Below are 12,601 nucleotides of genomic sequence, written 5' to 3'. Positions count from 1 at the left end.
AGCTCGGTCCAGGCGGAGCCGTAGTTGTAGACCAGGCGCATCAGGGTCTGCGAGGGGCGCGCATAGCGCCAGTATACGTAGGCCTTGTCGAGCATGATGACGATCATGACGACGGCCAGAAACAAAAGCGGATAGATCAGCGGCCCGCCGAATTGCAGCGTGTGCCAGGATTCGAATAGATCATGCATAACGATGTTCCACCGGAAGTAAAAGGAAACAACAACGGTGCCGGTGGCGGGCTGACAGATTCAGTCTCGGGAAGCGGTCCCCCAGCCCTCCCCAGCGGCCGACGTTCGTTGAACGACGTCTTGGTTAAGACAATGAATCGCGCAAAACATTCGCGCGGAGGATTCAGGCCTCGTCGGACGGGGGTTCGCTGACCAGCGGCACGAAGGCCACGGGCAGCAGGTTCCGGGTCTCGGTGGTGCCGTCCTCCGCCTTGGTGAGCAACACCAGTTCCTGGTGGCTGTAGGGCCGCCCCACGGGGATGACCATGCGTCCGCCCGGCTTGAGCTGGTCGATCAGGGACTGCGGGATGTAGGGCGCGGCCGCGGTGACGATGATGCGGTCGAAGGGCGCTTTTTCGATCCAGCCCAGGTAGCCATTGCTGTGCCGTACCTCGACATTGCCGTACCCCAGCCGGGCGAGCCGCTCGCTCGCGGACTGCGCCAGTTCCGCGACGTATTCGATGCTGTAGACCTGATGCGCCAGGCGCGTGAGTACCGCCGCCTGATATCCCGAGCCGGTGCCGACCTCCAGCACCACGCAGTCCGGCGTGATGTCCAGCACATCGGTCATCAGGGCGACGATATAGGGCTGGGAGATGGTCTGCCCGTAGCCGATGGGCAGCGGGCCGTTGTCGTAGGCGAGGAAGCGCGACCCCTCGGGCACGAACTCCTCCCGCGGCACCTCGCCCAGCGCATGCATCACCCGGTCGGCGAACTTCCTGCGCCCGGTATAGCTGGCCGTCGCACGCGCCTCGGCGTCGATCTCCTTGAGCAGATCTTTGAGTTCGCGCTTCATGTCCGTGGTCGGTGCGCGCCGCTCAGGTGCCTTCCTGCCAGGAAGTCAGGTAATGCTGCTGCTCATCGGTGAGCGTGTCGATCTCGATCCGCATGGCCTCGAGCTTCAGCCGCGCCACCTCGGCGTCGATGTCGGCCGGCACGGTGTGCACGTCGTTCGCCAACCGCCCGTGATTCTCCACCATATACACCGCACTCAGCACCTGATTCGAGAAACTCATGTCCATCACCGCGGACGGATGCCCCTCCGCCGCGGCCAGGTTGACCAGCCGCCCCTCGGCCAGCAGGCGCAGGATGCGCCCGTCGGTCAGCGTGTATTCGTCCACGTGCTGACGCGGGCTCGACTTGGAAACGCTCATCTCCTCCAAAGCGGGGATATTGATCTCCACGTTGAAATGCCCGGCGTTGGCCAGCACGCAACCGTCCTTCATCACCGCCATGTGCGCCTCGTCCACGGCGTGCTTGTCGCCGGTGACGGTGAGGATGAAGTCGGACTGGCGGGCGGCCTCCAGCAGCGGCATGACGCGGTAGCCGTCCATCGTCGCCTCCAACGCCCGCAACGGATCGACCTCGCAGACGATCACGTGTGCACCGTGGCCGCTGGCGCGCATGGCCACGCCGCGCCCACACCAGCCGTAGCCCACCACCGTGAAGGTCTTGCCTGCCAGCAGGATGTTGGTGGCGCGGATGATGCCGTCCAGCGCGCTCTGGCCGGTGCCGTAGCGGTTGTCGAAAAAGTGCTTGGTCATGGCGTCGTTGACCGCCACGATGGGGAACCGCAGCGCCTTGTCCCCGGCCATGGCGCGCAAGCGGATGACGCCGGTGGTGGTCTCCTCGGTGCCGCCGATCAGCTCCGTGAGCAGGTCGGTGCGGGTCTTGTGCAGTTCGCTGACCAGGTCGGCCCCGTCGTCCATGGTGAGCATCGGGCGGTGGTCCAGCGCGGCCTGGATGTGCCGGTAATAGGTCTCGGTGGATTCGCCGCAGATGGCGAAGACGGGGATTTCGTAGCGCTCCACCAGGGCGGCGGCGACGTCATCCTGGGTACTCAGGGGATTGCTGGCGCACAGCACCACATCCGCACCGGCGGCCTTGAGGATGCGCGCCAGGTTCGCCGTCTCGGTGGTAATGTGCAGGCAGCCGCTCAGGCGCACGCCCGCCAAGGGGCGCTGTTCCGCCATGCGCGCCTGCAGGGCGCGGATGACCGGCATTTCCTTCAGCGCCCACTCGATACGCGCCACACCCTGGTCGGCAAGCGCCGGATCCTTGATATCGGACATTTCAACTCCCTGCGGTTTGCACGTTGGCCGGTGTTGTCACACCATAATAAAGATACTGAACTTTTTTCAGTCGTTGGCAACCAATCCCTGCCGAATCGCTCGTCGATCTGCGACAATCCCTGCGACCGACCCTAATCCCCGAGTTTTCCGCATGTCCAAAGACAAAGGCGCCCATCCCGTTCGCCGCAAGATCGTGGTCCTGTTGCTGTTCCTGCTCGGTATGACGAGCGGCGTCCTCGTGGACCGCGTATTCCTGGCCGGCATCATTCCCGGCGGCCTGGTTTCCGCCAACGCCGTATACGACTTCCGGCTCATGGCACTGGCCTGGAACCTGATCGAATCCCGCTATGTGGACCAACAGTCGATCAAGCCCAGGCAGATGACCTACGGCGCCATCAGCGGCATGGTCGATGCGCTGGGCGATACCGGGCACAGCGGATTCCTGACCCCGAAAATGGTCAAGCTGTCGCAGGACATCACCACCGGCAACTTCGCCGGCATCGGCGCGGAGATCGGCGTCAAGCACGGACACGTGGTGATCATCTCGCCCATCGACGACACGCCGGCCAGCCGCGCCGGCCTGAAACCCGGTGACGCGATCCTGAAAGTGGACAACAAACCGGTGGGCAACCTGCCCCTGGCCGACGTGGTGGCGCGCATCCGCGGGCCGGCCGGCAAACCGGTGACCCTGGACATCCTGTCGCCCAAGGCGGAGATGCCGCACGAGGTCACCATCGTACGCGCGGAAATCCCCATCGACACGGTGCACTGGCACATGGTGCCCGGCACGCACATCGCCGACCTGCGTATCAGCAGCTTCTCCAAGGGCACCACCAATGCCCTGGCCAAGGCCCTGTCGGAGGCCAAACAACACGGTGCGCGGGCCGTCATCCTCGATCTGCGCAACGACCCCGGCGGCCTGCTCACCGAGGCGATTGGCGTGGCCAGCCTGTTCATGGACAAGGGCGACGTGCTCAAGGAACGCGACCGGGCCGGCAAGGTGCAGGCCATTCCCGTGGAACCCAACCTGCAGCGCTGGGCCGGCCCCGTCGCCGTGCTGGTGAACGGCGGCACGGCCAGCGCCGCGGAAATCGTCTCCGGCGCCCTGCGCGACAACCGCAACGCGCCGCTGATCGGTGAAAAGACCTTCGGCACCGGGACGGTGCTGCAGGAATTCAGCATGCCCGACGGTTCGGCCGTGCTGCTGGCGGTACGCGAATGGCTCACACCGAACGGCGAGAGTTTCTGGCACAAGGGACTCGTGCCGACGCAGAAGATCGCACTGGGCAACGGTGTCATACCTTTGCACCCGAACGACCTGAAGCACATGACGCCCGCCAAGCTGCGCGCCAGTCACGACAAACAGCTGCTGGCAGCAGTCAAACGCCTGCAATCCATGAAGCCGCATTACCTTACGGCGGCTGAAAAATAACCTGTCCCAAAAGGAAGGCCGCCGGCAGGGCGCCGGCGGCCCCGCCTTGATCAAGGCCTGCCGAGTCTGGTCTTTATGTTCTGCTCCAGATCCTTGAGACCTTTCTGAACGGTGTCCGCCCAGTCGCTGGAAGTGACGAACTGGTAGCTGTTCTCGCTGTTGCCGGCCACGTCCGCGCCGTCGGTGAAGCCACGAACCGGCCCCTGGATGTTGACCAGGCTCTGGAAGTGCACCTTGACCGCCCAGAATCCCGGCTGGAACCAGGCCCAGAACCGGGAAATCCTGGCGTTGATCGGCGCCGCGGCGCCATAACCGGGATCGTTCGGCCCCAACACCCGGTAACCCGCATCGCGGAATGCCCGGGTGATGGCCTGCTGGGTGAGCTGCGCCACCGTCTGGCCTTCCGGCAACAGGACATCCCCCAGCGCCTTGCCGTATCCGCCACGCTTGCGGGCAAAGGCACGGGCGGTAATGGCGGGATTACGGATATCGTCCGGATTCATCAGTGAAGGCGTGGAAGGATGTGACGGATTCGCCTGGAACTCGCGCTGATCCTGAACCGAAACGATTTTCACGGCGGGACCGGTGGCCGGATTGGCGCCTTCTTCCGCCTGCATGCTCACCACGTCCCGACCCGTGGCACAGCCATTGAGCGCCGCCAGTGCAAACAACAGTGCCAGAGCGCCCAGAACACCGGACGTGCGTCTGGCGAGATTCCCCATCAAGACATTCATATTTTCTCTCCTTGGAAGATTGTTGTATTACACGCCGCGTTGTCGTCACGGTGCGCCTGCTGGTTGTCTACCGTCCCGGACATGTAAACCGCGGCACGAAAACTATAACCCCACTCCCTGAAGGGATGCAGCGCCGGCCTCAGGCCCGGACCACAATCACCGTAAAATCAGCGGGTTAGAAATTCCTGTTTCATCATGTTAGGGTGAAAAAGAAACCAGCACCGAACAACCGGTTGAATGCATTTATCGCGCACACTCAGCGCAGCCCTTTTTCCTCTTTTCTCAATTCCCCGCGGCCTCGGTCGGCGAGGGGTGGTGGTTCTTGCTGCATGGGCCATTTTCGCGCTGCTCCCCGGCGGCGCGGCCGCCTCACAGCCGACGCCCCGGCTGATCGCCAGCACCACCGAAGCCACCGCCGGCTACTTCAAACTGAGCTGGCGCCCCGAGAAACCGCAGGACGAAGACTTTGTGCTGCAAAAATCCGCCACCCCCGATTTCCAGGACGCGCACACCATCTATAACGGGCCCGACACGGCCCGCTTCATCAGCGGTCTGAAAAACGGGGATTACTACTTCCGCATCCAGGCCGTCGCCAAGAACAGCCCGCCCTCCGCCTGGAGCAAGCCGGTGCACATCGAGGTGAACCATCACTCGCTCGAGCGTGCCTTCGCCTTCTTCGGCGTCGGAGGGACCGTCTTCTTCGCGACCCTGGGCACCATCCTCATCGGCACACGGCGCAGCGCGCGCGAACAGGACGAAGGTTCATGAGCGAGGAGGAGCTTCATATCAATATGGAGCGCCTGCGTACGGACATCGAAACCCTCGCCAGCATCGGCCGCCGCGAGGACCTCGGCATCTACCGCATGGCCTTCTCGCCGGACGACATCGCGGGCCGGGAATGGCTCAAGCAACGCATCCACGACGCCGGCCTGGACGTGTACGTCGACGGGGCGGCAAACATCTTTGCGCGCCTGGGCTATGACGGGGAACGCCCCAGCGTGATGACCGGCTCCCACATAGACTGACCGACGCCATGGCGGCGCACGGCCTGGATGCCATGGCGGCGCTGCAGGCGGCGCGCCGTCCCGCCAGCATCCACGCCTTCGTGGAACTGCATATCGAACAGGGCCCGGTGCTGCATCGTCAGGGCATACGCATCGGCGTGGTCGACGCCATCGCCGGCCTGTTCAAATGGAACGTGCGGCTGATCGGCGCCGCCAACCACGCGGGCACCACGCCCATGGATCTGCGCCGCGACGCCTTTCAGGGCCTGGCCGAGTTCGCCGGCGAGATCCCGCGCATTCTCGAGGAACACGGCAGCCGGCGCAGCGTCGCCACCATCGGCCGGGTGGATATCGCCCCCGGCGCGGCCAACGTGGTGCCCGGACGGGTGGAATTCTCGCTTGAGGTGCGCGATACCGACAGCGACACCCTGACGGACCTGAGCGGTGCCTATCGGCGCGCCCTGTCGGCCATCGCCCGGCGCCGCGACCTGATGTTCGAATTCGAGGTACTCTCCGAGATCACACCGGTGAAATGCGACAGCGGTATCGTGGCAACCGTCGACGAGGCCGCCCGCGCATTGAACGTCGACACCCTGCGCATGCCCAGCGGCGCCGCCCACGACACCCAGATCATGGCGGGACTTACCCGCGCCGGCATGATCTTCGTCCCCAGTAAGGACGGGCGCAGCCACTCCCCGGACGAGTGGACCGCCTGGGAAGATATCGAGTGCGGCGCCAACGTGCTGCTCAACACGCTCAAGCGCCTGGCCAACTGATTTTCCTCCCGAGACCACACCCATGAGCCAGACCAGCGATCAGGACAATGCATATCTGAATATCGATCCGCTGCGCGAGACCTACCGCGAGGCGGTCACCGAAGCACCCGCCGTCCGGCGTTCCATCGAGCAGCACACCACGGCGTTGCTGTGCATCGATATGCAGTACCTGGATGCGGCGCGCGGTCACGGCGTGTTTGCCGATTCGGCAAACTCCGGCATCCCCGAAGAGGCGCAGGAGTATTACTTCGACCGCCTCGAGAACCTGGTCCTGCCCAACGTGCGCCGGCTGCAGGAGGCCTTTCGCACCAATGGCATGGAAGTCATCCACACCCGCATCCAGTCGCTGACCATGGACGGCCGCGACCGCGGCCCCGGGCACAAGCGCCTGGGGCTGCATGCCGCACCCGGCTCCAAGGAAGCCGAATTCCTGCCGGAAGTCGCCCCCGTCGGGGACGAGATCGTCCTCAACAAGACGGCGAGCGGCGTGTTCAACTCCACCAATCTCGAATACATCCTCCGCAATCTCGACATCAAGGCCCTGTTCGTGGTCGGCGTGTACAGCAACGAATGCGTTTCCACCGCCATTCGCGACGCCTGCGATCTCGGTTTTTTCGTCACCCTCATCGGCGACGCCTGCGCCACGGTGACGCCCGAACTGCAGACGGCCACCATCACCACCATGACCGACCGCTACGCCCGCGTCCTGTCCACCGAAGAGGCCCTTGGAGAACTCAAAAGGCTCGCCTGATATGAACCACCTCAACAGCGCCGTACTCAATCCCGATATCGCCTGGGCCATCCTGGCCGGCTTCAGCGTGCTCTGGATCGCCATCGGCTGGTACCTGGGCCGCAAACCCATGGATCTGGACGGCTACATGCTGGCCGGCCGCAGCGTGGGCCTGGCCCTGGCCGTGGCCACGGCAATGGCCACCTGGGTCACCAGCAACACCACCATGGCCGCGCCGCAACTCGCCCTGCAGCTTGGGGTGTGGGGCATGGTGGGTTACTCGCTGGGCTCGGTCGGGCTGCTGCTGTTCGCGCCGCTGGCCAAACGCATCCGCATCCTGATGCCCAACGCCTACACCAGCGGCGACTTCATGCGCCTGCGCTACGGCAAGGGCTCATGGCGGGTCTTTCTGGTGATCTCGCTGGTGTACGGCTTCGGCTGGCTGATCACCCTGGGCATGGCCGGCGGCATCCTGATCGAGGCCCTGTCCGGCATCGACTACCGCATCGGCATGACCATCATCCTGGCGATCTGCGTGGCCTATACTCTGCTGGGTGGCCTGCGCGCCGTGATCGGCACCGACTTCATCCAGACGCTGCTGATCCTGTTCGGTGTGATACTGCTGGCCTGGTTCGCCATCGACAAGGTCGGATTCACACAGATCCACGACACCGTATTGGCACAGCGCCCCGAACTGCTCAACCTGTTGCTACCGGCCGCCATCATGTTCCTGTTCAACAACCTGCTGTTCGGGGTCGGCGAAATCTTCCACTCCAATGTGTGGTGGAGCCGCGCCTTCGCCTTCGGCGACGGCGTGGGCTTCAAGGCGTATCTCATCGCCGGCCTGATGTGGGCGCCCATTCCCATCGTCGCCGGGTTCGTCGCGCTCACCGTACCCGCGCTGCACCTCAACGTACCGGCCGCCGACATGGTGGGCCCGATGGTCGCCGCCAAGCTGCTCGGCGTCACCGGCGCCATTCTGGTCTTCATCGTGGTGTTCGCGGCGCTGGCGTCCAGCCTCGACTCGCTGCTGGCAGCCACCTCCGACCTCATCACCCAGGACATCTACAAGGGGCACATGCGACCCGACGCCTCGCACCGCGAGTTGCGCAACGCCGCCAAGATCATCGTACTGCTGCTCGGCGGCATGACCTGGCTGCTGTGCCTGCCCAGGCTCGCCAGCCTGGCCGCCCTGCTCAACTTCATGGGCGCGTTCGTCGCCAGCACCATCTGGCCGATCGTGGCCGGCCTGTACTGGAAGCGCGCCAACGCGACGGGCGCGATGCTGGCCATGGTGCTCGGCACGGGGCTGGGCCTCGCCGCCTATTTCGAAATCGGCTTCTACGTGGCCGCGCTGGTGTCCGCCGCCGTCTCGATGAGCATCGTGGTGATCAGCACCTGGCTGTGGCCGCAGTCCTTCGCCTGGCACACCCTGGATGAAACCAACGCGCTGGAGGCAAACGCATGATTCTTTCTGCATCCGCATTCGGCACCATCGTCACCGTGGCACTGGCCGTTACCGTGCTGGCGCCACTCATTCTCATCGCGCTGTTCATCATCGACTGGCGGAGAAAACGATTGTGGTAAAGGAACTCGACCCCCTGCTGCAGGAACCGGTCCAGGCCACCGACTGGACCTCGGGCATTGAGCGCCCGAACATCCTCCTCGACGCCATCACCGAGGACCCCGAACCGCTGCTGAATCTCGCCAGCCGGCACATCGTGAGCGCGCGCGTCTTCGACCGCGAGAACATGATGCAGCTGGTGCGCCTCGCCGCGCATTACGAGACCAGCCCGACCTTCATGCCGCTGCCGTTGAGCGGCAAGATCCTGATCAACGCCTTTTACGAGCCGAGCACGCGCACGCGGCTGTCCTTCGAGAGTGCCTGGCACCGGCTCGGCGGCGACGTGATGAGCATCACCGACCCCTCCACCACCGGCATCGCCAAGGGCGAATCGCTGGCCGACGTGGCGGAGATGTTCAACCACTACGGCGACATCGTGGTGCTGCGCGACTCCAACGAAACGGCGGTGATGGACATGCTCGGCGCGCTGCGCATCCCCATCATCAACGCCGGCAACGGCATCGACGAGCATCCCACCCAGGCGCTGGCCGACATCTATGCCATCTTCAAATGGCGGCCGGAGCTGATGCAGCCTTCGATACCGGCCGAGCAGCGCATCCGCATCGGCATCATCGGCGTGCCCGGACGCATGCGCACGGTGCGCAGCCTGCTGCTGCTGCTGGCCCGCTTCCCGGCCGCCATCGAGGAGGTGGTGATCATCAGCGACGTCGACGATGCCTTCGACGATGGTCAGCGCGAGGAACTGGAAAGCAGCGGCCTCACCCTGCGGGTCAGCCGTTCGCTGGACAAGGAACTCCCGGAACTCGACGTGGTGTACATCAACTCCATCGCCTGGGTCGGCGACACCTACGAAAAACTCGGTGCACACCTGCGCCTGTCGAGCGAATCACCGCTCAAACCCGGCAGCATCATTCTTCACCCCCTGGCACGCGGCGCCGAGCTCGCCACCGACCTGGACGACACCGAGCACAACTGGTACTTCGCCCAGGCCCGCGGCGCGGTCTTCATCCGCATGGCCCTGCTCACCACCGTGGTCCACCGCATCCACCGGGTGCTGGATACACCGGAGGACCAGCCGGCCTGAGGCCGCTGTCCCCTCACGGTTCAACCGACCGCCTTATCCCCCGTTTATCCGCCCAACCATAACGCAGAGGTATTTCGTTCATGTGTGGCATCGCTGGTTATATGCACGCCGATCCCAAACGTCCCGTCGACCGCAGCACGCTGGTCGCCATGGCCGCCATTCAGTATCACCGGGGGCCGGACGGATTCGGGGTGGAAACCATTGACGACCGCGGCCTGGGTTTTGCCCATGCACGGCTTTCCATCATCGACCTGAACGAGGACCGCGGACGCCAGCCGTTCCGCTCGGCGGACGACAACCTGCTGCTCGCGGCCAACGGCGAGCTGTACGACTACAAGCGCATTCGCACCGACCTCACCTCGCGCGGCGCGAAGTTCAAGACCAAGAGCGATTCCGAACTGGTGCTGCACCTGTACGAGCGCTTCGGTCTGGAAGACACCCTGCCGTACCTGCGCGGCGAATTCGGCATCGCCCTGTACGACAAGGCGCGTGACCGGCTGATGCTGATCCGCGACCGGTTCGGCGTCAAACCGCTGTACTGGGCCGAGGTCGACGGCACCTTCGTATTCGGCTCGGAGCTCAAGGTGCTGTTCGCCCATCCCGAGGTGCCGCGCCGCTTCAGCGCCAGGGGGCTGTACCACCAGCTCATGCAGACCGTGGTGCCGGGCACCACCGCCTTCGACGGCATCAACCAGGTCAAGCCCGGGCACGTGGTGATCGTCGAGCGCCGCCACGGCAAGTTCGAGATCAAGCAGGAACGCTACTGGGACATGGATTTCCCGCTGATGAGCGAGCGCAAGGACGACAAGCCGGAGTCGTACTACATCGAGGGCGTGCGCGAGCAGCTGATGGAAGCGGTGCAGCTGCGCCTCGAGGCCGACGTGCCGGTCGCCTGCTATCTCTCCGGCGGCATCGATTCCTGCATCACCCTGGGGCTGTCCGCCGCCAGCCAGCAGTCGCCGGTCAAGGCCTTCACCATCGGCTTCGACGACGCGGATTACGACGAGCGAAGCGGTCGGCGCCGACCAGGACATCATGATGCTGGAGGCCGCCCACCTGTACGACAACTTCGTCGAGACCCTGTGGCACACCGAGCGCACCATCTACAACACGCTGGGCGTGGCCAAGCTGCTGATGAGCCGGCACGTGAACAAGGCGGGCTACAAGGTGGTGGTCACCGGCGAGGGCTCGGACGAACTGTTCTCCGGCTATCCGGCCTTCCGCCGCGACATGTTCCTGCACGGCCTCGACACCCTGTCCGACGCCGAGCGCGCGAGCTGGGAACAACTGCTCGCCGAGAGCAACCAGCTGTTCCGCGGCGCCATGCTGGCCGAGGAGGAACTGCACGACCCGGCGCTGGACGCCCTGGTCGGGTTCACTCCCTCCTGCCTGCAGCCCGGGCTCGCCGCCGGCACGCGCGTGCCGGCACTGATGCATCCCAAGCTGCGCGACGAGGTCGACGGCTACGAGCCGGGCCGCGCCATCGCCGACGCCCTGGACGGCAGCATGCTGGAAGGCCGCCATCCGTTGGACAAGGCCCAGTACGTCTGGATCAAGACCATGCTGGAAGGGCAGATCCTCACCTGGGGCGGCGACCGCGTGGACATGGCCAACTCCATGGAGGCGCGCCCGCCGTTCCTCGACCACCATCTGGCCGAGTTCGCCACCCAGCTGCCACCCTCCATGCGCATCAAGGGCCGTACCGAAAAGTACGTTCTGCGCGAGGCCATGAAGGGCCTGCTGCCCAAGGTGCTGTACGAGCGCGAGAAGTTCGCCTTCATGGCGCCGCCCGCCCACACCGACCCCAAGAAATGGGCTGCGCTCAAGGCGCTGGCCGACGAGTTCCTGTCCCGCGAAGCCGTCGAGGCCGCCGGGCTGCTGGACTACGACGGCGTGCAGGCGGTCTTCGCCCTGCACGAGGCGGAAGACACCTCCGCCTCCACCCAGGTGCAGCTCGATGCCGTCATCAACCACATGATCGGCGTGCAGGTGCTGCATCATCACTTCGTCGCCACCGACGTGCCCAAACTGGCGCGCGAACGCGCCGCAGAGCTGGGCTGGGCCGCCTGAGCTGACCGCCCACGGGACGGAGACATTAACAGGCCGTTGTGGTCGCTCAGGCGAGTGCGAGAGAAGGAAAAATCGGGCAAGAAAGCGCAGTTTACTTAGATGTAAACGAGCATTTCGAGCACGATTTTGACGCCCGATCGTGCCGCATGAGTAGACCACAACGGCCTGTTAGCCCGCTGGCACCACACTTGCAGGTACAGCGGGCATGAGCCACCAACCCCACAGCGTCATCTTCACCGACCTCGACCACACCCTGCTCGACGGGCGTGGCACGCCGGGCATTGCAGGGCCCGTCATCCGCATGCTGGCGAAACGCGGCATCCCGGTGGTCCCCACCACCAGCAAGACCGCCGCCGAGGTCGCCGCGCTAATGCGCACTCATTTGGTGCATGGGCCCGCCGTGGTCGAAAACGGGGTGGCGATCTGCCTGCCGGCCTTCAACAACCACTGGCGCACCGAACACCTCACCCACTGGCGCTACCCGCGCATCCGCGCCGTGCTGCACAAGCTGGCGCACAAGCTCGGGGTCCGGTTCAGCGGTTTCGGGGACTGGGGACTGGACGAGATCGCGCGCCTCACCGGACTGACCCGCCTGCAGGCCCTCAACGCCCGCCGCCGCGAGGCCAGTGAACCGATCCGCGCCGACAATCCCGCACCGCTGCTGCAAGCCCTGGCCGACCACGGCCTGCAGGGCGTTCAGGGTGGACGCTTCATTTCGGTGCAGCCGCAGGGCGTGGACAAGGGCAGCGGCGCCCGAGCCCTGCTCAAGGCCATGCGCCCGGTCTGGGGACATCCGCGCGTGATCGCGCTGGGCGACGCCCCCAACGACATCGGCCTGCTGAACATGGCCGACCATGCGGCCTGCCTGCCCGGCCCACACCCGGTAC

The 12,601-nt window shown here is 65.0% G+C and carries 11 protein-coding genes and 2 pseudogenes; 9 read left to right on the top strand and 4 right to left on the bottom strand.

Annotated elements, in window-relative coordinates; genetic code table 11:
• The 3 genes from P8Y64_13275 to P8Y64_13265 all read right to left on the bottom strand — a co-directional run.
• Window positions 1–188, bottom strand: a 188-nt coding sequence (locus tag P8Y64_13275; GenBank protein MEJ2061435.1) for a MotA/TolQ/ExbB proton channel family protein, incomplete at its 3' end; no start/stop codon positions are given.
• 163 nt (window positions 189–351) lie between these two features.
• Complete coding sequence (locus P8Y64_13270; protein ID MEJ2061434.1) at window positions 352–1,023, bottom strand: protein-L-isoaspartate(D-aspartate) O-methyltransferase; 672 nt, start codon at window positions 1,021–1,023, stop codon at window positions 352–354.
• Window positions 1,024–1,045: 22 nt separating this feature from the next.
• Entirely contained in the window at window positions 1,046–2,299 is a 1,254-nt protein-coding gene (locus tag P8Y64_13265; GenBank protein ID MEJ2061433.1) for an adenosylhomocysteinase, read from the bottom strand.
• Between the two features lie 151 nt (window positions 2,300–2,450).
• Here P8Y64_13265 and P8Y64_13260 point away from each other — a divergent pair, with 151 nt between their 5' ends.
• Window positions 2,451–3,731, top strand: a complete 1,281-nt coding sequence (locus tag P8Y64_13260; protein MEJ2061432.1) for a S41 family peptidase — start codon at window positions 2,451–2,453, stop codon at window positions 3,729–3,731.
• A 50-nt stretch (window positions 3,732–3,781) separates the two neighbouring features.
• Here P8Y64_13260 and P8Y64_13255 read toward each other — a convergent pair whose 3' ends face one another.
• Window positions 3,782–4,465, bottom strand: a complete 684-nt coding sequence (locus P8Y64_13255; GenBank protein ID MEJ2061431.1) for a flagellar biosynthesis protein — start codon at window positions 4,463–4,465, stop codon at window positions 3,782–3,784.
• A gap of 315 nt (window positions 4,466–4,780) precedes the next feature.
• On the opposite strand from P8Y64_13255, the gene P8Y64_13250 reads away from it, so the two are divergent.
• The 8 genes and pseudogenes from P8Y64_13250 to P8Y64_13215 all read left to right on the top strand — a co-directional run.
• Complete coding sequence (locus P8Y64_13250; protein MEJ2061430.1) at window positions 4,781–5,233, top strand: hypothetical protein; 453 nt, start codon at window positions 4,781–4,783, stop codon at window positions 5,231–5,233.
• A pseudogene (locus P8Y64_13245) lies at window positions 5,230–6,245 on the top strand (Zn-dependent hydrolase). Before P8Y64_13250 ends, P8Y64_13245 begins: the two are co-directional and overlap by 4 nt.
• Window positions 6,246–6,267: 22 nt before the next feature.
• Entirely contained in the window at window positions 6,268–6,996 is a 729-nt protein-coding gene (locus tag P8Y64_13240; GenBank protein ID MEJ2061429.1) for a cysteine hydrolase, read from the top strand.
• Window position 6,997: 1 nt separating this feature from the next.
• Entirely contained in the window at window positions 6,998–8,443 is a 1,446-nt protein-coding gene (locus P8Y64_13235; protein MEJ2061428.1) for a sodium:solute symporter family protein, read from the top strand.
• On the top strand, window positions 8,440–8,562 hold the full coding sequence (locus P8Y64_13230; GenBank protein ID MEJ2061427.1) for a hypothetical protein: 123 nt from the start codon (window positions 8,440–8,442) through the stop codon (window positions 8,560–8,562). The genes P8Y64_13235 and P8Y64_13230 overlap by 4 nt, the downstream gene beginning before the upstream one ends.
• Window positions 8,556–9,644, top strand: coding sequence for an aspartate carbamoyltransferase (locus P8Y64_13225; GenBank protein MEJ2061426.1), 1,089 nt, complete (start codon window positions 8,556–8,558; stop codon window positions 9,642–9,644). The genes P8Y64_13230 and P8Y64_13225 overlap by 7 nt, the downstream gene beginning before the upstream one ends.
• A gap of 80 nt (window positions 9,645–9,724) precedes the next feature.
• A pseudogene (gene asnB / locus P8Y64_13220) lies at window positions 9,725–11,714 on the top strand (asparagine synthase (glutamine-hydrolyzing)).
• A gap of 205 nt (window positions 11,715–11,919) precedes the next feature.
• A partial coding sequence (locus P8Y64_13215; protein ID MEJ2061425.1) for an HAD-IIB family hydrolase occupies window positions 11,920–12,601 on the top strand: 682 nt, incomplete at its 3' end.

The sequence above is a fragment of the Gammaproteobacteria bacterium genome, assembly GCA_037388465.1.
GTDB lineage: Bacteria > Pseudomonadota > Gammaproteobacteria > SpSt-1174 > SpSt-1174 > JARRKE01.
This window is presented reverse-complemented; position numbering and strand designations above follow the sequence as displayed.